Here is a 24567-nt window from a genome sequence, read left to right as displayed (position 1 = left end):
GCGAAAAAGTGCAAATAGGTCTCATTTCCGTCCCATCAACCGGGAACCCTTGGGGCAGCAGGGCCGGAGATTCGAGGAGCGAGCTTTTTCCATGACCGTCGCGAGCCCGCCTGCGCGCCCTGAAAGCCCCGCTTCCCGCCGCATCGTCTCCCTGAGGGCGCTCCTTGCGCCGGCGAGACGCTTCTGGGCGGGGGAGATCGACCTCGGGCGCGTCGGCATGGCGGTGACGCTCCCGGTGCTGGCGTGGGTCTTCTATACGACCTCCTCGGGCATGATCGACATCATGCAGAAGGAGCCGGGCGATATTGTCGGCATTGTCGGCACGCTCGTCGCCACGACGGCCATTCTCGTCATGCTCGCCTCGACCTCCTGGTCGCTCGGCGCCGACCTCGCGGCGCTCATCGCGAGGCGGCGCATGGCGCGCGAGCGCATGCTCGTGAAGACGCTCGTCACGGCGGCGGTCTTCGTCTTCGTGTTCTCGATCTCCGCCTTTTTCTCCTTCACCTATTATTACAACAATATTTTCAAGCTCAGCTCGCGCAAGATCGTCGCCGAGCTGCAACCCATGGAGTTGGCCGCCAACGTCGTGCTGCCGGCGACGAAACAGATCAACGCGGCCTATGAGGCGGCCTCCGCCCGAATGGTCGCCGACCCCTCCTTCAGGAGCTATCTCGAGTCGCTCGACGCCCTGATCGACACGGCCCGCGCCGCGGGTCCGGCGCTGCGCGAGGCGATCCGCAAGAATCAGGAGGCGCAGCAGGCGATCCTCGCCAAGGCCGCGCAGCAGGTCGCGGCGGAGCTCGAAAGCGCCCAGACGGCGAGCCGCCAATATGACGAGGCGCGGGCCGAGATGACGACGCTCGAAAAGACCGTCGCCAGTCTCGACGCCATCATCAAATCCAAGCAGGAAGAAATCACGGCCCTCAACGCGACCGCCCGTCAGGAGGAGCAGCTCGCCGTGGACGCCGAGCACGGGCTCGACAATCGCGGCGCGGTGTGCGGGCCGAACTGCCGCACGCATCGCATCAAGGCCGAGGAGGCGAACCGACGCGCGGCGGCGATCCGACAGACGCTCGCCGGGCCGATGAACGAGCGCGCCAGCGCGCTCAGGAAGCGCGACGCGCTCGCCGCCCAGTCCATCGCCCTCAAGCAGAAGGCCGAACTGGCCGGCGTCGCCGCCAGAAAACCCGTTCCGAAAGGCGAGGCGGCGCTCGACCTCGACGCGACGCTGCGCGACCTCACGGCGCTACGCGACCAGTTGCGGGTCGAGCCGACCTGGGCGAAAGCGCGCGAGATCAGGCCGCTCTGTGAGCCGATCCTCGCCGCTGCGCGCCAGTCGAACGCCCTGCCCGCCTCCGTGGCCCACGACTTCGCCTGCGAGCCGCAGGGCGCCGCGCGCGATCTCCTGTCGGCGCGCGACGAGACGATCGCGGCGCGCGCCGCCTTCGACGCCAAATGCAGTCTCGACGGCGGGCTGCGCGACGAGCTCAACGCCATCGTCGCGAAAATCCGCGCCGCCCCCGCGTCGGACAGGAGCGCCGCCGCCAATGGCTTCAACGCCGCGAAGGGGCTCGTCGACGCCTGCGTCGTCGCCGGCAAGTCGGTGGGCTTGAGCGACGAGGACGTGCGCGAGCTCTTGAAGAAGAGCGACGCCTATCTGCGCGCGCACTCGACCGAGCGCAACAAGTTCGAACTGGCGCGGGAAGCCTTCTGGAGCTTCACGCCCGATTCGACCATGGCGATCGGCGTCGCCATGGCGCAGGACGCCTTCCTGTTCATCATGAAGTTCCTGTCGGAAATCTTCAAACGCGGCTTCGAGGCGCGCGAGCGGCGCCAGTTCATGACGCCGATGGATCTGACCGACGACGAGGAGGAGCCGGTCGAAGTCCGCGCCATGAAAACCATGCTGCGCGCCGCGCGGCCGGTTCACGGCGACATGAGCGAAATCGATCCCCAGGACGCCTCGCTGCTTCTGCTCGCGCCCAATGTGCGCGACAATCTCGTCGCCATTCTCAACCGGCTGGTGCGCGACGAGATCGCCCATGTCGACCGCCGCGGCGTCTATGTGGTGGACAATGTCACCATCTCGCAGGTCGAGGCCCGGCTCTACGCGGCGATGAAGCCCCGCGCCCGCGCGGCGCGTTTGGGTCTCGATAGCCTCGCCAATGGCCCCCGCGCCTATTACAGCGACCCCGTTCTGGCCCGCGCGCGGCGGCGGCGCCCCACCGCGCTGGAGCGTTATCTCTCGCCCGAACCCGCCTCGGCCGAAGAGGGCGCCGAGCCGGCGCCCTGATCCGCCGCGGGAAGCTGTCCGCTCAGCGGCAGGGACGGCACCAGCACCGGTAAGGACCGCAGGCGCGCACATAGCCCGGCGGACACCAGCGCCCCCATCCCTGGCAGGCGGCTTCCTCGATCGGCGTGAAGTTCCTGGCCTGCGAGTAGAGGCTGGCGGCGCCGTCGATCGGGCGGGCGGACGCCGCCAGGGGAACGAGACAGGCGGCCGCCGCGACCGCAACGAACAGTTTGCGCATAAGCTTTTCCCTTTTCGAGACAATTTGCGGCCCCAGGACGAGGCCGCGCCTGCTTAATGCGCTCGCGGCGGTTTGGTTGCGCAGCCCTCGCTAAATGGTCGGCCGGCGCCTTGGTCCCTTGCTGAGAACCAGCGTCGCCCAGCCGTCGATGTCGCCGCGCCGGGCGAGATAGAACCCTTGCCCGCGATAGGCCGCGAGAACGCCCGCGACGTCGCGCGCCAGAAGGCCGGACAGCACCAGCTCCGCGCCCGGCGCGGCGGCGCGGGCGATCGAGGGCGCGAGCAGCCGCAGGGGCTTGGCGAGAATATTGGCGAAGATCAGATCGTAGCGTCCGCCCATATCGCCGTGACGCAGCCCCGTCGCCACGACCGGCCGCACGAAGGCGACTGCGCCATTGGCGATGGCGTTGGCGCGGGCGGTCTCGACCGCCACGGGATCGATGTCGCCGCAGGCGACCTTCTGGCGCAAAAGCTTCGCCGCCGCGATGGCGAGCACGCCGGTGCCCGTGCCCACGTCCAGAACGCGCCGCGGGCGGCGGCGCTTCGTGACGCCGTCAAGCGCCCGCAGGCAGCCCAGCGTCGTGCCGTGATGGCCGGTGCCGAAGGCGAGCGCCGCCTCGATCTCGACGCCGACGTCATTGGGCCTCAGCCGCGCGCGATCATGCGCGCCGTGCACCAGCACCCGGCCGGCGCGCACGGGCTCGAGCCCGGCGAGCGATTTCTGCACCCAGTCTTCCTTTGCGATCTCGCAAAACTCGGCGCGGGCGGCGGTCTCGGCGTCGCTCACCGCCTCGATCAGGGCGCGGATTTCATCCTCGTCCGGCGCTTCGGCGAAATAGACCTCGACCGACCAGACCGGGCCGTCGTCCACCTCGAAGGCGCCGGCGGCGGTTTCCGTCGGGTCGAATGTCTCGACGATGATGTCGGCGACGGCGCGGGCGCGGCTTTCGTCGCAGGAGAGGCGCAGCACATGGCTGGCGCCATTGGGGGGAAGACCTTCGAGCATGGGAGCGCGCTTAGCATGGAGTGGCCGCGCGCGTCACCTTTCCTCCCTCGCCTTTCCCGCGTCGCCTGCGCCCTGTATGGTCCCGGCGTCGCAAGGGAGCGTAAATGACCGAGAAAGTCGCCATTTGTCTCGTCGGGCCGAAGAAAGGCGGCAAGTCTTCTCTGCTCGCCACTCTCACCGATTGCGTCGCCCAGAGCGCCTTCGGCTATTCGCCCCGTCTGCGTCCGGCCCTTCAGGCGATCTCGCAGGCCGAATTCAGCGCCGAACCCGCCGACTTCCGGCGCAGCGATCTCTTTTCGATCGAACAGGGGGATTACGAGCGCCTCAGGCGCGATTTCTCAGATGGGGGCGTCGCCACCGACACGCTCAACACTTACGAATATTATTTTCGTCTCTCCGTGAACGGCGAGGCGCCGCCGGAGGTGGTCACGCGGGGCCCCTGGCTTCTGGAGATCGTCGATTCGGCGGGCGAGATCGCCGTGCCGCCCGATGGCGGCGAGGTCGCGATCCTGAACGACGTCAAGGCGAAACTCGCCCGCCAGCTTCTCGAGTCGGAGGCGATCGTCATGGTCCTGCCGCTGGTGCGGCTCGAGGACTCGGCCTGGACCGGCACGCTGTCGCGGCTGATCGACCGGCTGGCGCTCGCGCGCAGCAAGCGGCTGAAGCGCGTCGTCGTGGTCTTTTCGCAATATGACCGGCTCTTCACGCGGCTCGGCCCCAGCGCCTTCACCTATGCCTGCGATCCGGCCGTGGCACTGCATGTGCTGCGCAAATCCTTGCGCGCCGCGCCATGGCTCGATCGCCTGCGGGCGCTGGAGCAGCCGGGCGGCGGCGTCTCCGTTCGCTACACGGTCGCCTCCTCTTACGGCTTCGCCAAGCGGTTCCAGAACCCCAACATGGACCCGCATCAGCCCGGAGAGCGGCGGTTCCGCCGCGCCGGCGTCGACGGCGCCCGCGCCTACAGCGAATATTGGCGCCCCTTCCTGACCGCCGAGCCGATCCTTTACGCCGCGCTTGGGCTCGACAGCGCCTTCACCTTCTCCCACGCGCAGCTCGACGCGCGGGCGGAGGAAAATTCCGGCCTCTCAATTCTTGCTTAATAAAACCCTCCTATCTCTCCTATGGCGTGTAACGCTTTCGTGAGGGTCCCGCTGATGTCGACGGGCGCGCCGACCGGCGCAGAGACGAGCATCCTCTGCTTTCATCGCCTCCACTACGGCAAGCTCGCGGAGGGCGAGGACCGCCGTGTGCCCGCATCAGCGGGTTACGCGATCACACGCCGCTCGCGCGGCCTCGATCCGGCCTGGGACCCCTTTCTCTCCCCGCTGCGGCTCACCGAACTGCGCCGCTTCGAGCCCGACGCCATCGACATCGACGCGCGGGGGAGCGGTTGCCTCATTGCGCGAGCCATTGGCGCCGGCGTCGCCTTCATGCGGGCGCGCTTTCGTCCCGAGGATGGCGAGCGGGGCGTCGGCCGGCTGCATCAGCAGGCGGCGATCTGGCTCGGCGCGCTCGACGACTGGCGGCGCCATCCGGCGGCCTGCCTCTCGATCGCCAGCCGCGAACTGCGCGCCCTGCCCGATCTCGTTGGCGAAAATGAATCGGCGCGGATGAGCGAACCGCCGCTGCGCTGGCGCGCGCCGACGCCCGACGCCGCGAGCGTGCGCCGGCTGCTCGAGCGTGCGCCTTGGGCCATTCCCATGATGGAGACGCTGCTCGACGGCGCCGAAAACGGCGGCGAGGCGGTGTGCGACTTCGGCGCGCATGATTTCGCGCGGGAGGAAGACTTCCTCTCCGCCGTGGGGCTCGCCCTGCAGGCGCTGCCGCCGTCCTATCCCCGCTGGAGCGACATCGCCATCGTCTCGGGCCTCGCCACGCCGATCGGCGGGCTCTGCCTGCGTTACGTTCCATCCTGGAGCCGCGCCCGGGCCGCGGCATAGCAGTTGCCGGCAGGCGGCGCGCGGACTAGCTTTGCCCCATGTTCGAAGCAAAATTCCAATCCTTCGCCGACGCCGCCTCCTCGCATGAAAGCGCCGCGCGCGTCGCCGCGCTGCGCGACGAGCTGAAGCGCCTGACCCTCGACGGCTATCTGCTGCCGCGCGCCGACGCGCATCAGAACGAATATGTGCCGAAAAACGCCGAGCGCCTGGCCTGGCTCACGGGCTTTACCGGCTCGGCGGGCTTCGCCATCGTGCTGGAAAAGGAAGCGGCGATCTTCGTTGATGGCCGCTATGTGATCCAGGTGCGTCAGGAAATCGACCCCTCGATCTTCACGCCTCTCGACATTGCGGAAACCTCGCCCGCCCAATGGCTCGCGCAGCACGCGGACGAAGGCGCCCGCATCGGCTACGATCCCTGGGTGCACACGAGCGGCCAGATCGAACGTTTCGCCAAGGCGCTCGAGGGAAAGCGCGTCGAACTCGTCCCATTGGAGAGCAATCCCGTCGACGCGCTCTGGACGGATCGTCCGCCCGAGCCGATGGGTCGCGTCTCGCTGCACCCGCCGCGCTACGCCGGCGAGACCGCGGCCTCGAAGATCAAGCGGCTGAAGGCGGGCCTCGGCGGCGCCGATGCGCTCTTGCTGTCGGACCCCCATGCGATCTGCTGGGCCTTCAACATTCGCGGCGCGGACGTCGCGCATACGCCGATCGCGCTCTGTTTCGCGCTGCTGCCGAAGGACGGCGCGTCGCGGCTCTATATCGACGACGCCAAGCTCGACGCCAAGACGCGCACGACGCTCGAGAAGCTCGTTTCCGTCAAGGCGCCGGCGGCGCTGATCGACGATCTCTTGAGCGCCGGAACGCGCGGCGAGACCGTGCTCTTCGACGCCGCGACGGCGCCCGTGAAGCTCATCGAAACGCTGCGCGCGGCGGGCGGCAAGCCGCGTGTGGCCGACGACCCGGCCGCCCTTCCCAAGGCGATCAAGAACAAGGCGGAGCTCGCCGGCGCGCGCGCCGCGCATATTCGCGACGGCGCGGCGCTGACGCGCTTTCTCGCCTGGTTTTCCGAGGCCGCGCCGAGAGGCGGCCTGACGGAAATCACGGCCGCCGAGGCGCTCGAGACCTTCCGCCGCGAAGGGGGCGATTTGCGGGACATTTCCTTCCCGACGATCTCGGCCTTCGGCGAACATGCGGCGATCCCGCATTACCGCGTCACCGAAAAGAGCAATCTGAAGATCGGCAAGGGCGTCTATCTCGTCGACAGCGGCGCGCAATATCTCGACGGCACCACAGATGTGACGCGCACCGTCGTCGTCGGCCGCGCGTCGCGACAATTGCGCGATCATTTCACCCGCGTGCTCAAGGGCCATATCGCCATCGCCCGCGCGGTCTTCCCCAAGGGCGTCTCGGGCGCCCAGCTCGACGCCTTCGCGCGCCGTCCCTTATGGGAAGCGGGGCTCGATTTCGATCACGGCACGGGGCACGGCGTCGGCGCCTATCTCTCGGTGCACGAGGGGCCGCAGCGCATTTCCAAGCTTGGAACCACGCCCCTGCAGCCGGGCATGATTCTCTCGAACGAACCCGGCTATTACCGCGCCGGCGAGTATGGAATCCGGCTCGAAAATCTGGTCATCGTCGAAAGGCGCGAGATCGCGGGCGCCGAGCGGGAGATGTACGGCTTCGAGACGATCACCCTCGCGCCTTTCGACCTTGCCTGCGTCGAGCCGAAACTCATGAGCGCGGAAGAGATCGCCTGGCTCAACGCCTATCACGCGCAGGTGCGCAAGACGCTGTCGCCGCTCGTCGACGCGAAGACGCGCAAATGGCTGCGGGAGGCGACGCGGGCGCTCTGACGGCAAAGGCGCCGCTGTCGCCAAACCATCATCCGCCCGTTACAAAGGCTCCATCCAACCGTCACCGAACCGAAGCCGCATCGTCGCGAAAACGCAGCGCGAGGCTCCTAGCCTTGCATCATGGCGTTTACGACGGATTTGGCGGCGAAGCTGACGCGCGACGCGTCATCCTTCCCGCAGGATGGCCTTCATGGCCGCTGGCTTCGACGGTTTCTCGATGCGGATCTCGCGGCGGTTCATCTCTTCTCCCGCTCGGCGCGGCCGAAACTCATCCGCCCTCTCGCCATCGGCGTGAGCAAGCTCGGCAATGGCTGGATCTACCCGATCCTCCTCGTGATCGTTTTTTACGGGCTGGGGACGCAGGGGTGGCGCGTGGTCGCGCTCGCCGGCGCCAACGCCGCGCTGCTGCACATTCTCTACCCCGTGATCAAGCGCCGCTTTTGCCGCAAGCGGCCCTTCCATGTCGATGCGCGCCTGCCCTCGCTCCTGAAGACGCTCGACGAGCATTCCTTTCCGAGCGGCCACGCCATGACGATCACGGGCGTGCTCGCGCCCATCGTCCTCGCCTGGCCGGCGATGACGCTATCGGCCGCGCTTCTCGTTTTGTCCATGGCCTGGTCGCGAATCGCCACGGCCCACCACTATCCGAGCGACGTGGTCGCCGGCGTCGCGCTCGGCGCCGCCCTCGCCTTCCCGCTCTCGCGCTGTGCGCTGGGTTATTTCTAGCAAACAGGCACTTGCGCGCCTTCGACAAGGGCCGCGGCCGTCCCCTCTCCTCGCCTGCGGGGAAAGGGGACTCGCGCGCAAATAATCAGGCGGCGTGCCGCAAGTGGTCGGGCGCTGCGGGCGCCGGCCGCACGCGACCCGCCGCGCCGTCCAGCGCATGCGGAACAAGTTCGAGCCCCAGAAAGCGCGCGCGTTCGACCGGGCCGGGCAGACTCAGCGTTTCCGTAAAGCGGCGCTCGAAGCCGAAGCGGCGGTAATAGGGCGCGTCGCCGACGAGCAGGACAGCCCGATGCCCGAGCGCCCGCGCCCTGGCGAGCGACTCGCGGATCATCGCGGCTCCGAGGCCGAGCGAGCGCGCCTGTTCGGCGACCGCGAGCGGACCGAGCAGCAGCGCCGGGCGGCCGCCTGCGTCCACGGGCCATAACCTGATCGTCGCGATCAGCTCCGCTTCATCATCCCGGGCGACGAGCGCGAGCCCCGGCGCGGGCGCGCGTCCTTCGCGCAGCCGCTCGCAGGTCTTGAGAAAACGCGCCGGCCCGAAAGCCGAATCGAGCAGCGCCTCGCGGGCCGGGACATCCGCGGCCGTCTCGTCGAGAATGGCGAATGCGCGCTCGACCGGCATGGCCGGCGCCACGGCGGCGCAGTGGGAGAAGGCAAGATCAAAGGCCATCTGTTCCTCCCTTCGAGAGGACAAGCGACCCTCGCGCCTGGCGCGTCGGGAGCGCCGGCCGTACGGGACTGGTTACATGGAAGACGCGATTTATTCCCTCTCCCGCAAGCGGGAGAGGGGCGTGCACTGGAGGCCGCTCATCTCTTGCAGCTGCGCGGCCTCACCCGAATCGCAGGGCGTCAGATGATGAAGGTCTCGAGCGGCGGGAAGCCGTTGAAGCCGACCGCCGAATAGGTGGTCGTATAGGCGCCCGTTCCTTCGATCAGCACCTTCGTGCCGATCTCGAGCGACACCGGCAGAAGATAGGGCGCTTTCTCGTAGAGAACGTCCACCGAATCGCAGCTCGGCCCGGCGATGACGCAAGGCGCCGTCGGGGCGCCGTCGGCTTCCGTGCGAATCGGATAGCGGATCATCTCGTCGATCGTCTCGGCGAGGCCGTTGAACTTGCCGATGTCGAGATAGACCCAGCGCAGTTCGTCCTCGGCCTGCGATTTCTTCGAGATGAGCACGACCTCCGCCTCGATCATGCCGGCGTTGCCGACCATGCCGCGGCCCGGCTCGATGATCGTCTCCGGAATCCGGTTGCCGAAATGCTTCGACAGGGCGCGGAAGATCGCATTGCCATATTGCTTCACGGCCGGGACGTTCTTGAGATATTTCGTCGGGAAGCCGCCGCCGAGATTGACCATCTGGAGCGTGATGCCGCGCTCAGCGAGCTCGCGGAAGATATCCGCCGCCGACTTCAGCGCGCCGTCCCACTTGCGCGGATCGGTCTGCTGCGAGCCGACATGGAAGGACACGCCATAGGCCTGCAGGCCGAGGCGATGCGCATGTTCGAGCACCTGCGTCGCCATCTCGGGAACGCAGCCGAACTTGCGCGACAGCGGCCACTCCGCGCCGGAGCCGTCGCAGAGAATGCGGCAGAACACCTTCGAGCCCGGAGCGGCGCGCGCGATCTTCTCGACCTCTTCGACGCAGTCGACCGCGAAGAGACGAATGCCGAGCTCATAGGCGCGCGCGACGTCGCGCTCCTTCTTGATCGTATTGCCGAAGGAAATGCGGTCGGGCGTGGCGCCGGCGGCGAGCGTCTGCTCGATCTCGGGAACCGAGGCCGTGTCGAAGCAGGAGCCGAGAGTGGCGAGCAGCGACAGCACTTCCGGCGCCGGATTGGCCTTCACGGCGTAGAAGACGCGCGTGTCGGGCAGCGCCTTGGCGAAGCCGAGATAGTTCTCGCGCACCACGTCGAGATCGACGACCAGGCAGGGGCCCGTGTCGCGACCGGCGCGGCGACGCTCGGCGAGGAATTCGTGGATACGGTCGGTCATTGCGGCATCCCCTTCGAAGGGCGCGTAGCGCGCCAGGAACCAGTTGCTTCGGCGGATGCACGACGTCCTTCGCTCGCGCGCGGTGGAGACGCGACGAACGGCGATGCGCCAGCAATCCAGGATCGCTTCACGCTTGCGCGCGAACGATCCGGTGATGCGCCGTTGGCTTTTCGGGACGCAGACGGACACGCGCGCAAGCGCATGTCGCCACGATCCGATCAGCCATCGATTGGAAGGGGAAGGATCCCTTTCCGCACGCCCGGCAAGAAAGACAAGCCTCTTCGGTAAGCCGACCTTTGGAGGGCCGACAGAGACCAAAAAAGCCCGGTCCGTCGTTGCTTTAAGTCGCGATCCTCCGCTGAGGGCGGAGTTCGCCGGTTCGCCTCCGGCTGCCGGTTTTTCTCGGGCGGTTGACCGGCCTCTTGTCCGGATCCCCGCCGACCGACACACGACCACAGGCACGTGCGATTTGGGCAAAACTGTAGATACGCGCTTTCACAGCGAAGACAAGAATTTTTTTGACTCACGTCAGGACATTTTTGATGTGCGTTGCAACGAAGGCGCGGCCGGGCGCGCCAAAGCCGGGATCGCGGGCGTCGCTGCTTGCGCAAAGGGCGCGTTCTCGCTAGAGCAGCTTAGGGCGGCCGCATGTGAAAATGCGGAGATTGTAGGCATTTCCGGTATCCCAGAATGAGCGACATCACCCGGCGCCAGATGATCGGCGCCCTCGCCGCAACGGGCGCTCAATGCGTCCTGCCGGCCTACGGCCAAAGCCCGGCGCCGAGATTCGGCTTCGACGACGTGCTCCAGCGCGCCCGCGCGCTCGCCGCGGCTCCCTTCGAGGATGTGACGCCGCGCCTGCCCGGGCCGTTCGAGTCGCTCGACTTCGACACGTGGCGCGACATTCGCTTCAAACGCGACCACGCGCTTTTTTCCAATCTCGCAGGCGGCTTCCGGCTCGAGACCTTCCATCTGGGCTTTCTCTATCGACGTGCCGTCACGGTGAACACGATCCGCGACGGCATCGCCGCGCCGATTCCCTATTCCCCCGCGATGTTCGACTATGGGCGCCTCAAGGCCGGCGACAGCCTCGGGATCAACACCGGCTTCGCGGGCTTCCGGCTGCATTATCCGGTCAACGACCCGCATGTTCAGGACGAGGCGATTTCCTTCCTCGGCGCGAGCTATTTCCGATTTCTCGGCCGCGACCAGCAATATGGGCTCTCGGCCCGCGCGCTTTGCGTCGAGGCGGGAACGAATCGCGAGACCTTCCCCTTCTTCCGCGAATTCTGGGTGGAGACGCCGGCGCAGGGGAGCAATCGCGCGACCATTTACGCGCTTCTCGACGGCGAAGCCGCGACCGGCGCCTATCGTTTCGATCTCGGCGTCGGGCAGGAGAGCACGCTCGACGTGCAGGCGACGCTGTTTCCGCGCCGCGCGGGCGTGAAGTTCGGCCTCGCGCCGCTCACCTCCATGTATCTCACCGGCGAAAACGACCGTCGCATCCGCGACGGCTTCCGCGACGAGATTCACGATTCGGACGGCCTGCTCGTTCACAATGGCTCGGAGGAATGGCTCTGGCGGCCGCTCGGCAATCCCGCCCGGGAGCGTATGTCGTCGTTCCTCGACCATAATCCGCACGGTTTCGGTCTGTTGCAGCGCGACCGCACCTTCGAGTCCTATCAGGACCTCGATCTCGCCTATCAGAACCGGCCGAGCTATTTCGTGGAGCCCGCGGGCGAATGGGGCGCGGGCTGCGTCGAACTCATCGAACTGCCGACGCCGGACGAAACCAACGACAATATCGTCGCGAGCTGGACCCCCGCCACGCCGCCGGAGCCCAGCAAGCCCTTCGACTATGGCTATCGAATCACCGCGGGACTCGACATGCCGCGCCTCGCGCCCAACGGCCGCGTGCTGCATACATTCGAGGCGCAGGCGCGGGCGCTGGGCTCTTCCGAGCCCTACGATCCCGGCGCGCGGCGGTTCCTCGTCGATTTCGCGGGCGGCGATCTCGCCTATTATGTCGCTGATCCCTCGCAGGTCGAAGCGGTGGCGACAAGCTCGAAGGGTCAGGTGCTGCGCGCCAGCGTCATCGCCAATCCGCATATCGACGGTCTGCGCGCGCTGTTCGACGTGACCGTGAAGCCGGGCGATACGGCGGATCTGCGCCTGTTCCTGCGCGCCAACGGCCGCACGCTCACGGAAACCTGGACGCTGCCCTGGTCGCCGCCCTCGGCGACCTGACGGCGCGCCTCAACGGTCTCTTGAATTCTCCCAATCGCGCAGGCGGTTGGCGAGAAGAAAGCCGTCCGCCTCGCGCGTATCCTCCAGATAGTCCTGCGCGGCGGCGGTGAGGCGCTCGATCGTCTCGGAGTTGTACCGCTTGTTTTCGGGGTCGAGCGCAGCATTGGTGACGATCACGAGAATGCGTCTGGTCTCCCCGTTCCCGAGCTGGGCCGTCCAGACCTTCGCTCCGCGCGCCAACGGATGAGTGAACTCCATGAAAACCGTTCCCTATTAGGCGTCCCGCGCCGCATCTCGCGTGCAAAGCCTTGTCATAGTCAACGGGCCTAAACGCTGGGCGGCGGCTCTACTCGGTTTTCAGCCGCGCCAGATCGAAGGCTTCGACGTCGCGCAGCAACTCGATGAAGGCGGTCGCCCAGTAATCGGCGATGGCCTCGCCCTTTTCGGCGGTGGCTTTCGAGGCGTCGCCCATCGCGCCGGCGGGGGAGAGGTCCTGCGCCATCCAGCCGAAGCCGGCCGGGCGGTCGGCGCGCAGCCAGGCGAAGTCGCGCTCGAAATCGAGCGAGGCCGGCGGGAAATTCTTGGCGCGGCCCATATCCACGCGTTCGGGACGGAACGCGAGCATCAGCGAGGTTTCGATCTCTCCCCCATGAATGCCGTGACGCTGCTCGGCGGCGGAGAAGAGCCCGTCGGGATAGCCGAATCGCGCCCAGGAGCAGGTGACCGCGAGCATATTGAGCCGCGCGCGCAGATCGAGCGCGACCGTGGCGACGAGGGCGGAGTTGCCCCCGTGCGAATTCATCAGCACGAGCTTTCTCACACCCGCGCGCGCCACGCCTTCGGCGATCTCGGCGAGCATGCGGGCCGCCGTCTCGAAGGAAAGCGACAGCGTGCCGGGAAAGTCGCGATGTTCGAGCGACACGCCGACGCTTTGCAGGGGCAGAAAGACCGCGTCGAGGTCCGGCGGCAGGCGCAGAGCGACGCGCCCGATGGCGCTCTCCATGATCATGGCGTCGACGCCGAGCGGCAGATGCGGCCCATGCTGCTCGACGGCGGCGATGGGCAGCACGGCGATCACGCCCGACATGTCGTGGGCGCGGATGTCGCGGAGAGAGAGCTCGGACCAGAAGCGCGAAGGCAGCATGCGCGATTTAAGCCTTATGGCGCCCGAAAGGTCAAAGGCGCGGCCCGGCGTCTTGCGGACGGGCCCGCGGATGCAAAAATTTCTATCGGGCTGCTATGGTGCGGCGAACCCGAAACAGGAAAGTCGATCTTATGTCGCAATTACTTTCCCGCCGCGAGGCGGCCCTTCTGCTCGGCGCGGCTGCCGCGGCGCTCCTCGATGGCGCGGCCCTCGCGGAAGACGCGAAGAAAATGGTCGTGCACAAGAGCGCCACCTGCGGCTGCTGCGGCGGCTGGGCGAAGCATATGCGCCAGGCGGGCTTCATCGTCGAAGAGATCAACGAGCCGGACATGAAGGCGGTGAAGGCGCGGCTCGGCGTGCCGGAGAAGATGGCCTCCTGCCACACGGCCGAACTCGACGGCTATCTCATCGAGGGGCATGTGCCCGCCAAGGCCGTCGCGCAATTGCTGGCGGAGCGTCCCAAGGCGACCGGCCTCGCCGCGCCGGGCATGCCGATGGGATCGCCCGGCATGGAGATGGGCGAGCCCGAAGTCTATACGCTGTATTTGTTCGACGCGTCGGCCGCGCGCGAATTCGGCAAATGGCGGGGCGACAGCCCGGCCTGATCGCCCGCCTCCCTCAGAAGGCCGAGATAGCGGGCCGCGCCCCTTCCGGCGGCGCGGCCGGTGGCGAAAGCCGCCTGCAGCAGATAGCCGCCGGTCGGCGCGTCGAAGTCGAGCATTTCGCCCGCGACGAACACGCCCGGCATCTTCGTGACCATGAGATGGGCGTCCACCTCGTCGAAGGAGACGCCGCCCGCCGTCGAGATGGCGCGCTCGAGACCCGCGACGCCCGTGACCGTCAGGGGCGCGTTCTTCACGAGCGCTGCAAGCGTCTCTGCGTCGCGCGGGAGGCCCCCGGCGCCCGCCGCCTCGCGCATCAGGCCAATCTCGGCCCTGGAGAATCCGGCGCGGCGCAGGAAGGTCGCGTGAGACTGCTTGGCGGGCCGGCGCGAGAGCTTGCGGACGAGGCAGGCGAGGCTGGTGTCGGGTCTGAGATCGACAGCGAGGGTCGTCTTGCCCGCCGAAGCGACGGCGTCTCGCAGTCGCGAGGAAAGCGCATAGACAGGGCCGCCTTCGAGGCCCGTGCGCGTGACCACGATGTCGCCGCGCGCCACGGCGTCGCCATGGCGCAGTAGCACGGTCTTGACCGGCTGGCCTTCGAAATCGCCGCGGAAGATCGGGCTCCAGTCGACGAGCGCGCCGCTGTTGGCGGCGGCGAGCGGCGTCACCGCGACCCCGGCCGCACTGAGGGCGCCGGTCCAGCCGCCCTCCGAGCCGAGCCTCGGCCAGGAGGCGCCGCCGAGCGCCAGCACCACCGCGTCGGCGCGGCGCAAAATCTCGGCGCCGTCCGGCCCCTTGAGCCGCAGCACGCCGCCCTCCGCCTCGAAGCCCAGAAAGGCGTGCCGCGTGGAGATGGCGACGCCGAGGCTGGAGAGCCGCGCCAGCCAGGCGCGCAGCAGGGGCGAGGCCTTGAAGCTCGCCGGAAACACCCGCCCGCTCGAGCCCACGAAGGTCGTCTCGCCGAGGCCGGCGCAGAACTCGCGCAGCGCCTGGGGCGGAAAGGCGCGGATGATGGGGCCGATGCGCCTGGCCGCCGCGCCGTAGCGCGAGATGAAACGCTCGAGATTCTCGCTGTGGGTGATATTGAGGCCGCCACGGCCGGCCATGAGAAATTTGCGCGCGGGGCTGGCCTTGTGCTCATAGATGGTCACGCGCGCGCCCGCGCGGGCGAGCGCCTCGGCCGCGAAAAGCCCGGCGGGCCCCGCGCCGATTACGGCGCAGAACGGAGCGACGGCGTCGTTAATGTGAGCAGCCTCCACTCGAGCGGCGGCGACAAAGGCGAAAGGGGGATGGCTTTGTCCCATCTCTTGTCCACGCTTCTGGTCGGCGTTTTCATCTGTGGACGAGTTAGCACGAGCGCGCCCATGAGCAAAAGAAGACTTTGAAATGAGCATGAAGGATATGCAGCAAAAGGACGCAGCCGGCGCGCGCTTCGCCTTCACCGTGGCGGAGGGCGAGGCCGGCGCGCGGCTGGACCGCTACCTGGCCGAGCGTCCCGAGCTCGTCGGCGCGCATCTCTCGCGCAGCCGAATCAAATCGCTGATCGAGGAGGGACGCGTCGCCCTGCGGGGCGCAGCCATGCGCGACCCGGCCAAGAAGCTCGCCCTTTCCGACGAGATCGTGCTCGACGTGCCGCCGCCGGAGCCCGCCGAGCCCCAGGCCGAGAACATCGCCCTGAACATCGTTTACGAGGACGCGCATCTCATCGTCATCGACAAGCCGGCCGGACTCGTGGTGCATCCGGCGAGCGGGCATGAGAGCGGCACGCTGGTCAATGCGCTGATCGCCCATTGCGGCGAGAGCCTTTCCGGCGTCGGGGGCGTGAAAAAGCCCGGCATCGTGCACCGCATCGACAAGGACACGACCGGCCTGCTCGTCGTCGCCAAGACCGACGCCGCGCATCACGGCCTGTCGGCCCTCTTCGCCGACCATGGCCGCACACTCTCGCTCACCCGCGAATATCTGGCCTTCGTCTGGGGCGTCCCGGACCGGGCGCATGGCGTGATCGAGACTTTTCTCGGGCGCCATTCGATTCAGCGCGAGAAAATGGCGGTCGTCCCGGAGGCGCGCGGCCGCGAGGCCATCACCCATTGGGAGAAGGTCGCCGATTACGGCCTCGCTTCGCTCGTGCGCTGCCAGCTCGAGACCGGCCGCACCCATCAGATTCGCGTGCATCTCGCCCATATCGGCCATCCGCTGATCGGCGACGCGACCTATGGCGCGGGCTTCAAGACCAAGATCGCCAAATTGCCGGAAGACGCGCGCGCGGCGGTCGAGACGCTCGGCCGACAGGCGCTCCATGCCGCGACGCTCGGCTTCGAGCATCCGATCACCGGCGAGGAAATGATGTTCGAAAGCGAGTTGCCGGACGACCTCGCCAAGCTGATGGCGGCGCTCGAACAGGTCTGAGCTGGCCGCCGGCGGGAACCCCACTCTGGCGGCGCGGTTATCCGGGCGAGGACTGTCTTGCCCGGAGGGAGAGATGAACGCCAGCAGCCCTGAAACCTACAGGCGGCTCGCCGCAGCGATTGCGCTCGCGCTGCTGTTCACCATCCCAGCCGCCGCCCCCTCCTTCGCGCAGCGCCTGAGGTTCGTCCCGCCGCCGGTCTGGGTCAAGAAGCCGGTCACGCCCTATGCCGGCGATTGCGGCCCCAACCCGCCGCCGGGCTATCGCTACGATCTGCAAGGCTGGCGGACGGGCTTCAACCGGGACTTCTACTGCTACATGCTCGACGAGGACTGACGGCTTTCGACCTCGTGGGCGGCGTCCCTCTCCTCGCGTCATGGCCGGGCGCGTCCCGGCCATCCACGCTTGCCCGGCGCCCCCGTGGATGCCCGCGACAAGCGCGGGCATGACGGCGACGGGCGCTCGGGACGCCGAACCCTCCCGGCCCGCGATTTGTCTCGATTTTCCCCTGGCGGTCTTGCGCGCGGGCGGTCCCTTACGTCTTCGCTCCGCGCGCAGCTCTCCTGGCGAGCGTGCGCAGGCGCAGGGCGTTGAGCTTGATGAAGCCTTCCGCGTCGCGCTGGTCGTAGGTTCCGCCCTCCTCGAAGGTGACGAGGTCCTGATCATAGAGCGACCAGGGGCTTTCGCGGCCGACGAGCGTCGCCGAGCCCTTGTAGAGCTTCAGCCGAACGCGGCCCGTGACATGCTCCTGCGAATGGTCGATCGCCGCCTGGAGCATCTCGCGCTCGGGCGCGAACCAGAAGCCGTTGTAGATGAGCTCCGCGTAGCGCGGCATCAGCTCGTCCTTGAGATGCGCGGCGCCGCGATCGAGCGTGAGGCTCTCGATCCCGCGATGGGCCACGAGCAGGATGGCGCCGCCGGGCGTCTCGTACATGCCGCGCGACTTCATGCCGACGAAGCGGTTCTCGACGAGATCGAGCCGGCCGACGCCATGCAGGCGCCCGAGGTCGTTGAGCCTGGCGAGCAGCGCGGCGGGCGACAGCGCCACGCCGTCGACGGCGACCGGGTCGCCCCTCTCGAAGTCGATCGTGACATATTGCGGCGCGTCGGGCGCGTCCTCGGGATTGCCGGTGCGCGAATAGACGTAATCCGGCGTCTCCTGCGCGGGGTCTTCGAGAACCTTGCCTTCCGAGGAGGTGTGCAGAAGATTGGCGTCGGTCGAGAAAGGCGCCTCGCCGCGCTTGTCCTTGGCGATCGGGATCTGATGCGCCTCGGCGAAGGCGATGAGGTCGGTGCGCGAGGCGAGGTCCCATTCGCGCCAGGGCGCGATCACCGTGATGTCGGGATCGAGCGCGTAATAGCCGAGCTCGAAACGCACCTGGTCGTTGCCCTTGCCGGTCGCGCCGTGGCAGACCGCTTCCGCGCCCATCTTATGGGCGATCTCGATCTGCTTCTTGGCGATCAGCGGACGCGCGATGGAGGTGCCGAGGAGATACAGGCCCTCATATTGGGCGTTGGCGCGAAACATCGGGAAGACGTAGTCGCGCACGAATTCCTCGCGCAAATCCTCGATGAAGATGTTCTCGGGCTTGACGCCGAGCAGCAGCGCCTTCTCGCGCGCCGGGCCGAGCTCCTCGCCCTGGCCGAGGTCCGCCGTGAAGGTGACGACCTCCGCGCCATAGGTCGTTTGCAGCCATTTGAGGATGATGGAGGTGTCGAGGCCGCCGGAATAGGCGAGGACGACCTTTTTGATGTCTTTCTTGTGCCGGGTCATTTGCTGCTCTGGCTGGGGCTGGAATTCGGCCGGACTATAGGCGCCGCGCGGAACAGCGCAAGCCGGACGCCCAAAACAGGAACGGCGCCGCGCGGGCGCCGCTCCCCATGGATTTTGCGGGAGCGCAGGCTAGTCGAAGGCGAGCTGTGCGGTGACGACGGCGCGATCGAACCAGGCCGACGGCTCGTAGCAATAACCATTCGTCGCGACCGGGGCGTCCTGGCAGCGCGAACCCGTCGCGGTCCATCGGAAGCCTGCGGCGTTCATGCAGGAAACGATGTGCCGGCCGATGACGCCGCTCTTGCCGCCGCGCGCGTCGGGATGCTCGGTTTCTCCCTCCAGTTCGCATTGCGAGGCGCGCTGCATTTGCCCCTTCAGAAACGCCGTATTGCTGCTGCCGGTGAAATGTACGCCGACCCCGGCGACGAACATGAAGCCGGCGGCGGCGAAGACGACGCCCTGCGCGAGACGCGAGCGCGTCTGCATCAGCACGAGATTTCCCCGCATGAAGCCCAGCCCGCCGCCGACGACCATGATCACACCGAGCGCGAATGTAACAGCCATGTAAAACGCGGTAAAATCCGGGCTCATATCATATTCTCCAAGTATATTACGTCCACCTAACGCCTGCTCAACGACAATCTCCGCACGAGTGGAGAGTTGATGTAGAAGGAGGCGTTTTTCTGCTCCCATACGCCGGATCAGGACCAGGGATTATTTTCAAGTTTTCATTTTTGCTTGGTCTCGTCTGTGACTTTGTCTTGATTGCAGATTTTTAATATGCGCCGCCGGTTCGGGGGCGGCCTCGTCTTTCGGGACCGGCCCCGCTACAATATCGGCATGAGCACTCATCCGACGCATGACACGGGCAAGATCGCCGGCCTCACGCCCGCGCGCCGGCGCGCGCTCGATATCCTCATCGAGGCGAACCGTCCGGTCGGAGCCTATGAAATGATCGATCTGATGGCCGAGGCGGACGGCAAACGGCCGGCGCCCGTCTCCGTCTATCGCGCGCTCGCCTTTCTGCTCGATCACGGGCTCGCGCACCGACTCGAATCCAGGAACGCCTTCGTCGTCTGCGGCCATGCGCATGGCGCGGAGGAGCCGGTCGTCTTCATGATCTGCGAACAGTGCGGCGAGGTGAAGGAGGCGACCTCCGCCGGCCTCGCGCGCGAGCTTTCCGCCCTGGCGTCGGGAGCCGGCTTCAAGGCGCGCACCCGCGTCGTGGAGATCGCCGGGCGCTGCGCCCGCTGCGCCGGCGGCTGACGCATGCGCGCCGAACGCTCGAACGGGCCCGCCGGCCTGCACGCCTTTCCGCCGCGCATCCTCCTTGCCGCCGTCTTCATCCTTCTGACGGCGTTCGCGTTCGCGGCGCCCGCCTATCCCGAACTGACGGGGCGCGTCGTCGATCAGGCGAATGTCGTTCCGGAGGCCGAGCGCGCGACGCTGCAAAAGAAGTTGAAGGATCTCGAAGACAAATCCGGCATTCAGCTCGTCGTCGCGACCATCCGCTCGCTCGAGGGCGGAGACATCGAGACCTACGCCAACGGCCTCTTCCGTTACTGGAAGCTCGGCGAGGCGAAGAAGAACAACGGCGTCCTTTTCCTTGTCGCGCCGAGCGAGCGCAAGATGCGCATCGAGGTCGGCTATGGCCTCGAGGGCACGCTCACCGACGCGCTGTCCAAGATCATCCTCGCCACCGCCGTCGCGCCGAAATTCAAGGCGGGCGACTATGGCGCCGGGATCGAGCGCGGCGTCGACGGGATCATCGAGGTTTTGAGCGGCGACGCCGCCGAATGGGTGAAAAAGGCGCGGCCGCAGCCTACCCCCTTCGACGAGATCGTCCCTTTCATCATCTTCGCGCTGTTCATCTTCATCTTCATCATGATGGCGCGCAGCGCCGGCCGCCCCGGCCAGGGCCGGCGCTACCGCCGCGGCGGGCCGACGGTCATCTTCCTGCCGCCGGGCGGCGGCTGGGGCGACGGGGGCTCCTTCGGCGGCTCCTCGTGGGACGGCGGGGGCGGCGGCGGTTTCGACGGCTTTTCCGGCGGCGGCGGCGATTCGGGCGGCGGCGGCGCCTCGGGAGACTGGTGATGCGGGTGACGACGGAAGACCTCGACCGCATTGTCGACGCCATTGGCCGCGCCGAACGGCTGACGTCGGGCGAGATCGTCTGCGCGCTGGCGCGTCGCTCCTCCGATTACGCCTATGTGCCGCCGCTCTGGGCGGCCTTCTTCGCGCTGGCGACGCCCTGGCCGCTCGCCGTATTCACGGGCCTCTCGGCCCGGATGATCTATGGGGCGCAGATCGGCGTCTTCATGCTCGCGGCGCTCGTCGTATCCTGGCCGCCGATCCGCCTCGCGCTGACGCCCCGCCTCGTGAAACGGCGCCGCGCCGAACGCGCCGCCATCGAGCAGTTCTTTCTGCGCGGCGTCGCGGGGACTCGGAGCCGCACCGGCGTCCTGATCTTCGTCTCCTTCGCCGAGCGTTACGCCCGGATCATCGCCGACGAGGGGCTGAACGGGAAGATCGGCGACGACCAATGGAAAGCCGCGCTCGCGCCGCTTCTGGCCTGCCTGGGGGAGGGGCGCTGCGCCGAGGGGTTCGTCTCGACCATCGAGGAATGCGCCCGCCTCCTCGCCCCCGTCGCCCCGCCGGGACCGGAGGGGGACGAGTTGCCGGATCGGATTTACGTGAGTTGAGAAAAATTGATGGAGCTTTAGCGAAGAGAAAGCGTCATTGCGGCTTAGCCCCCCACCCCTACCCCTCCCCGCCGCTTCGCGGGGGAAGGAGATAGCGGCCCGGGCTTAGGCTCGACGGAGACGGGGACGTCGCTGCGTGATGATCTCTCCCTCCCCCGCTTGCGGCGGGGAGGGGTAGGGGCGGGGGGCCGCGCCGCTCAGGACCGCGTCTCCGCCCCGGAAACCCGCCTTTTCTATTCCCTTTCCCCCGTCGCTCCTGTAAAACGCGCCGCATCGCAACAAAAAAGCCGCCTCAGAGCGTCCGGGCCAAGCGGGCCGTCGGAACGGGTCGCGGCTGTTTTAAACGGCCGGTTCCATGCAGCTGCGCAACATCGCCATCATCGCCCACGTCGACCATGGCAAGACTACTCTCGTCGACTGCCTCCTGCGTCAGTCGGGCGCCTTCCGCGAGAACCAGCGCGTCGCCGAGCGCGTGATGGACTCGAACGATCTCGAAAAGGAGCGCGGGATCACCATCCTCGCCAAGGCGACCTCGGTCGTCTGGAAGGATATCCGCATCAACATCGTCGACACCCCCGGCCACGCCGATTTTGGCGGCGAGGTCGAGCGCATCCTCTCCATGGTGGACGGCGCCATCGTGCTCGTCGACGCGGCGGAAGGCCCGATGCCGCAGACGAAATTCGTTGTCGGCAAAGCGCTCAAGATCGGGCTGAAGCCGATCGTCTGCGTCAACAAGGTCGACAAGCCCGACGCCCGCGTGCAGGAAGTCGTCAACGAGGTTTTCGACCTTTTCGCCGCGCTCGACGCGACCGACGAGCAGCTCGATTTCCCGATCATCTACGGCTCGGCCAAGCAGGGCTGGATGGCCGAGGAGCCGGACGGCCCCAAGGACGACATGGCCCCGCTCTTCGATCTCGTGGTCAAGCACGTGCCGCAGCCCAAGGTCGAGGACGGCGGCTTCCGTATGCTCGGCACGCTGCTCGAGGCCAATCCCTATCTCGGCCGCATCATCACGGGCCGGGTCTTCTCGGGAGTCGTGAAGCCCAACCAGCCGGTGAAGGTGCTCGACCGCGCGGGCAAGATCGTCGAACAGGGCCGGGTCTCGAAGATTCTGGCCTTTCGCGGCATCGAGCGCCAGCCGATCGAGGAGGCCGAGGCCGGCGACATCATCGCCATCGCGGGCCTGGAGCAGTTCAACGTCGCCGACACGCTTTGCGCGCTCGAGGTGAGCGAGCCCCTGCAGGCGCAGCCGATCGACCCGCCGACGCTCTCCATGACCTTCCTCGTCAACGACAGCCCGCTCGCGGGCACGGAGGGCGACAAGGTCACGAGCCGCATGATCCGCGCGCGCCTCTTCAAGGAGGCCGAGGGCAATGTGGCGCTGCGCGTCGAGGACGCGCCGATGGGCGACGCCTTCATCGTCTCGGGCCGCGGCGAATTGCAGCTTGCGATCCTGATCGAGACCATGCGCCGCGAGGGCTTCGAGCTCGGCGTGTCGCGTCCGAAGGTCGTCTATCGAAAAGATGAGGACGGCGAAATTCTGGAGCCCGTCGAAGAGGTCGTCATTGACGTCGACGAGGAGCATTCCGGCGTCGTCGTGCAGAAGATGTCCGAGCGCAAGGCCGAGATGATCGAGATGCGGCCGTCCGGCGGCAATCGCCTGCGTCTCGTCTTCCACGCCCCGACGCGCGGCCTCATCGGCTATCAGGGCGAGCTGCTGACCGACACCCGCGGCACGGCGATCATGAACCGCCTGTTCCACTCCTATGCGCCCTTCAAGGGCGAGATTCAGGGGCGGCGGAATGGCGTGCTGATCTCCAACGATCAGGGCGAGGCGGTCGCCTACGCCATGTGGAAGCTCGAAGATCGCGGGCCCATGATGATCGAGCCGGGCTGGAAGGTCTATCGCGGCATGATCGTCGGCGAGCACACGCGCGACAATGATCTCGAGATCAATGTGCTCAAGGGCAAGCAGCTCACCAACATCCGCGCCGCCGGCAAGGACGAGGCCGTGCGCCTCACCCCGCCGATCAAGATGACGCTGGAGCGGGCGCTCGCCTATATCGAGGACGACGAACTCGTCGAAGTGACGCCGAAGTCGATCCGCCTGCGCAAGGCGATCCTCGACCCCAACGACCGCAAGAAGGCGAAGGGCAAGGCCGCGCTGGTGGCGTAAGGGGGGCTGCGGGGTCTCCCCCGCGCTCTGGCCGAGGGAGCCAGCAAATCCCTCCCCCAGCAAATCCCTCCCCCAGCAAATCCCTCCCCCTCGTGGGGAGGGTGGCCCCGCGAAGCGGGGTCGGGTGGGGGGGTTGGCTGGGCGCGATGCTCAGCCGCGCTCGCGCGCGGCCTCCCGCCAGCCGATGTCCCGCCGGCAGAATCCTCCCGGCCAGTCGATGGCGTCGACGGCCGTGTAGGCTTTCGCCTGCGCCTCGGCGACGCTGGCGCCGAGCGCCGTCACATTCAGCACGCGTCCGCCCGCCGCCAGAAGGCGCGCGCCCTCCCGCCGCGTGCCGGCGTGGGTGACGATCACATCCGGCAGCGCCTCCGCCTGCGCGACGCCCTTGATCTCGGACCCAGTCAGCGGCGTTCCGGGGTAGCCCTTCGCCGCAAGCACCACCGTCAGGGCGACCTGGTTGGAAAAACGCGGGCGCGTTTCGTCGAGCGCCCCGCGCGCCGCCGCGAGCATGAGGGCGAGCAGATCGTCCTCCAGACGCGGCAGGATGACCTGCGCCTCGGGGTCGCCGAAGCGGTTGTTGTATTCGATGAGCTTGGGGCCATCCTTCGTCAGCATCAGCCCGGCGTAGAGCACGCCCTTGAAAGGCGCGCCCTTCTCCCGCATCGCGCGCATCGTCGGCTCGATGATCTCGGCCATCACGCGCGCCTCGATCTCCGGCGTCACGACGGAAGCCGGCGAATAGGCGCCCATGCCGCCGGTGTTCGGCCCTGTGTCGCCGTCGCCGACGCGCTTGTGATCCTGCGCCGTGGCGAAGGGAACGGCCCGCTCCCCATCGCAGATGGCGAAGAAGGACGCTTCCTCGCCTTCGAGGCATTCCTCGATCACCACTTCCGCGCCCGACTGGCCGAAGAGCCCCGCGAACATCGCCTCCACCGCGCGCTCGGCCTCCTCCAGCGTCGTCGCCACGACGACGCCCTTGCCGGCCGCGAGCCCATCCGCCTTCACCACGATCGGGGCGCCCTTTTCCCGCACGTGAGCGAGGGCGCCGGCCTTGTCGGAGAAACGTTCATAGGCGGCGGTGGGGATCCCGTAGTCCCGGCAAAGATCCTTTGTGAACCCCTTGGAGCCCTCGAGCTGCGCCGCCGCCTGCGTCGGCCCGAAGGCCAGAACCCCGGCGCGGTCCAATGCATCGACGAGGCCGCCGATCAGCGGCTGCTCGGGTCCGACGACCACGAGGGCGACGCCCATGTCCTTGCAGAAGCGCGTGACCGCGCCGTGATCCGAGGCGTCGAGATCGACATTCTCCGCCTGCTCGGTCCCGGGATTGCCCGGCGCCACATAAAGCCGCGTGAGAAGCGGGCTTTTGGCCAGCGCATTGGCGATGGCGCATTCGCGCCCGCCCGATCCGATGAGAAGCACGTTCATGGTGAGAGGCCCCGGCCTTCCTTTTTAAGCCCCGCGCGCG

Annotated in this window: 24 protein-coding genes; 14 read left to right on the top strand and 10 right to left on the bottom strand. The window is 67.5% G+C overall.

Annotated elements, in window-relative coordinates; all coding sequences use genetic code 11:
- The first annotated feature begins 91 nt into the window (after positions 1-91).
- On the top strand, positions 92-2293 hold the full coding sequence (locus WOC76_RS06165; protein WP_341431327.1) for a hypothetical protein: 2202 nt from the start codon (positions 92-94) through the stop codon (positions 2291-2293).
- A gap of 22 nt (positions 2294-2315) precedes the next feature.
- Here WOC76_RS06165 and WOC76_RS06160 read toward each other — a convergent pair whose 3' ends face one another.
- Complete coding sequence (locus WOC76_RS06160) at positions 2316-2531, bottom strand: hypothetical protein (RefSeq protein ID WP_341108253.1); 216 nt, start codon at positions 2529-2531, stop codon at positions 2316-2318.
- Between the two features lie 90 nt (positions 2532-2621).
- Positions 2622-3536, bottom strand: coding sequence for a 50S ribosomal protein L11 methyltransferase (locus WOC76_RS06155; protein ID WP_341108255.1), 915 nt, complete (start codon positions 3534-3536; stop codon positions 2622-2624).
- Between the two features lie 104 nt (positions 3537-3640).
- Between WOC76_RS06155 and WOC76_RS06150 the strand changes: the two genes are divergently transcribed.
- The 4 genes from WOC76_RS06150 (at position 3641) to WOC76_RS06135 (ending at position 8055) form a co-directional block, all read left to right on the top strand.
- The gene (locus WOC76_RS06150) at positions 3641-4636 is read left to right on the top strand and encodes a hypothetical protein (protein WP_341108256.1); all 996 of its coding nucleotides are present in this window, start codon (positions 3641-3643) and stop codon (positions 4634-4636) included.
- A 54-nt stretch (positions 4637-4690) separates the two neighbouring features.
- Positions 4691-5476 (top strand): hypothetical protein, encoded by a 786-nt coding sequence (locus WOC76_RS06145; protein WP_341108257.1) that lies wholly within the window; start codon positions 4691-4693, stop codon positions 5474-5476.
- 38 nt (positions 5477-5514) lie between these two features.
- A complete protein-coding gene (locus WOC76_RS06140) occupies positions 5515-7329 on the top strand; it encodes an aminopeptidase P family protein (RefSeq protein WP_341108259.1) in 1815 nt (604 codons plus the stop codon).
- Between the two features lie 120 nt (positions 7330-7449).
- Positions 7450-8055: a phosphatase PAP2 family protein gene (locus WOC76_RS06135; RefSeq protein ID WP_341108261.1), complete on the top strand. Its 606-nt coding sequence runs from the start codon at positions 7450-7452 to the stop codon at positions 8053-8055.
- 85 nt (positions 8056-8140) lie between these two features.
- Here the strand turns inward: WOC76_RS06135 and WOC76_RS06130 are convergent, their stop codons facing one another.
- Together WOC76_RS06130 and WOC76_RS06125 are read right to left on the bottom strand one after the other, a co-directional pair.
- Positions 8141-8677, bottom strand: coding sequence for a GNAT family N-acetyltransferase (locus tag WOC76_RS06130; RefSeq protein ID WP_341108839.1), 537 nt, complete (start codon positions 8675-8677; stop codon positions 8141-8143).
- Between the two features lie 227 nt (positions 8678-8904).
- Positions 8905-10050 carry a type III PLP-dependent enzyme gene (locus WOC76_RS06125; protein ID WP_341389784.1) on the bottom strand — a complete coding sequence of 382 codons (1146 nt, stop codon included), beginning with the start codon at positions 10048-10050 and terminating at the stop codon, positions 8905-8907.
- A gap of 103 nt (positions 10051-10153) precedes the next feature.
- Here WOC76_RS06125 and WOC76_RS06120 point away from each other — a divergent pair, with 103 nt between their 5' ends.
- Both WOC76_RS06120 and WOC76_RS06115 read left to right on the top strand, forming a co-directional pair.
- Positions 10154-10744, top strand: a complete 591-nt coding sequence (locus WOC76_RS06120) for a hypothetical protein (protein WP_341108262.1) — start codon at positions 10154-10156, stop codon at positions 10742-10744.
- Complete coding sequence (locus WOC76_RS06115; protein WP_341387673.1) at positions 10741-12297, top strand: glucan biosynthesis protein; 1557 nt, start codon at positions 10741-10743, stop codon at positions 12295-12297. The genes WOC76_RS06120 and WOC76_RS06115 overlap by 4 nt, the downstream gene beginning before the upstream one ends.
- A gap of 9 nt (positions 12298-12306) precedes the next feature.
- Here the strand turns inward: WOC76_RS06115 and WOC76_RS06110 are convergent, their stop codons facing one another.
- On the bottom strand, positions 12307-12555 hold the full coding sequence (locus tag WOC76_RS06110; protein WP_341387670.1) for a hypothetical protein: 249 nt from the start codon (positions 12553-12555) through the stop codon (positions 12307-12309).
- Between the two features lie 88 nt (positions 12556-12643).
- Positions 12644-13441 carry a creatininase family protein gene (locus WOC76_RS06105; RefSeq protein ID WP_341108266.1) on the bottom strand — a complete coding sequence of 266 codons (798 nt, stop codon included), beginning with the start codon at positions 13439-13441 and terminating at the stop codon, positions 12644-12646.
- Positions 13442-13572: 131 nt separating this feature from the next.
- Between WOC76_RS06105 and WOC76_RS06100 the strand changes: the two genes are divergently transcribed.
- A complete protein-coding gene (locus tag WOC76_RS06100; protein ID WP_341108267.1) occupies positions 13573-14046 on the top strand; it encodes a DUF411 domain-containing protein in 474 nt (157 codons plus the stop codon).
- On the opposite strand, the gene WOC76_RS06095 is transcribed toward WOC76_RS06100, so the two are convergent.
- On the bottom strand, positions 13974-15347 hold the full coding sequence (locus WOC76_RS06095) for an NAD(P)/FAD-dependent oxidoreductase (RefSeq protein WP_341387667.1): 1374 nt from the start codon (positions 15345-15347) through the stop codon (positions 13974-13976). The two genes, WOC76_RS06100 and WOC76_RS06095, sit on opposite strands and share 73 nt — an antisense overlap.
- Positions 15348-15429: 82 nt before the next feature.
- On the opposite strand from WOC76_RS06095, the gene WOC76_RS06090 reads away from it, so the two are divergent.
- Positions 15430-16452, top strand: coding sequence for an RluA family pseudouridine synthase (locus WOC76_RS06090; protein WP_341387665.1), 1023 nt, complete (start codon positions 15430-15432; stop codon positions 16450-16452).
- Between the two features lie 73 nt (positions 16453-16525).
- Entirely contained in the window at positions 16526-16786 is a 261-nt protein-coding gene (locus tag WOC76_RS06085) for a hypothetical protein (protein ID WP_341108268.1), read from the top strand.
- 199 nt (positions 16787-16985) lie between these two features.
- Here the strand turns inward: WOC76_RS06085 and WOC76_RS06080 are convergent, their stop codons facing one another.
- Together WOC76_RS06080 and WOC76_RS06075 are read right to left on the bottom strand one after the other, a co-directional pair.
- The gene (locus WOC76_RS06080) at positions 16986-18224 is read right to left on the bottom strand and encodes an argininosuccinate synthase (RefSeq protein ID WP_341108269.1); all 1239 of its coding nucleotides are present in this window, start codon (positions 18222-18224) and stop codon (positions 16986-16988) included.
- A 129-nt stretch (positions 18225-18353) separates the two neighbouring features.
- A complete protein-coding gene (locus WOC76_RS06075; RefSeq protein WP_341387662.1) occupies positions 18354-18815 on the bottom strand; it encodes a hypothetical protein in 462 nt (153 codons plus the stop codon).
- Between the two features lie 189 nt (positions 18816-19004).
- Here WOC76_RS06075 and WOC76_RS06070 point away from each other — a divergent pair, with 189 nt between their 5' ends.
- The 4 genes from WOC76_RS06070 to typA all read left to right on the top strand — a co-directional run bounded on the left by WOC76_RS06070 (position 19005) and on the right by typA (position 23102).
- Positions 19005-19490: a transcriptional repressor gene (locus WOC76_RS06070; protein WP_341108273.1), complete on the top strand. Its 486-nt coding sequence runs from the start codon at positions 19005-19007 to the stop codon at positions 19488-19490.
- A 3-nt stretch (positions 19491-19493) separates the two neighbouring features.
- Positions 19494-20318 (top strand): TPM domain-containing protein, encoded by an 825-nt coding sequence (locus WOC76_RS06065; protein WP_341108275.1) that lies wholly within the window; start codon positions 19494-19496, stop codon positions 20316-20318.
- On the top strand, positions 20318-20926 hold the full coding sequence (locus WOC76_RS06060; protein ID WP_341108276.1) for a TPM domain-containing protein: 609 nt from the start codon (positions 20318-20320) through the stop codon (positions 20924-20926). Before WOC76_RS06065 ends, WOC76_RS06060 begins: the two co-directional genes overlap by 1 nt.
- 355 nt (positions 20927-21281) lie before the next feature.
- Positions 21282-23102: a translational GTPase TypA gene (gene typA / locus WOC76_RS06055; RefSeq protein WP_341108278.1), complete on the top strand. Its 1821-nt coding sequence runs from the start codon at positions 21282-21284 to the stop codon at positions 23100-23102.
- A 150-nt stretch (positions 23103-23252) separates the two neighbouring features.
- On the opposite strand, the gene purD is transcribed toward typA, so the two are convergent.
- Positions 23253-24527: a phosphoribosylamine--glycine ligase gene (gene purD / locus WOC76_RS06050; protein ID WP_341108280.1), complete on the bottom strand. Its 1275-nt coding sequence runs from the start codon at positions 24525-24527 to the stop codon at positions 23253-23255.
- Positions 24528-24567: the final 40 nt, after the last annotated feature.

This window comes from Methylocystis sp. IM3, assembly GCF_038070105.1.
GTDB lineage: Bacteria > Pseudomonadota > Alphaproteobacteria > Rhizobiales > Beijerinckiaceae > Methylocystis.
Note: the sequence above shows the minus strand (reverse complement) of the source record. Positions and strands in the feature narration are given on the sequence as shown.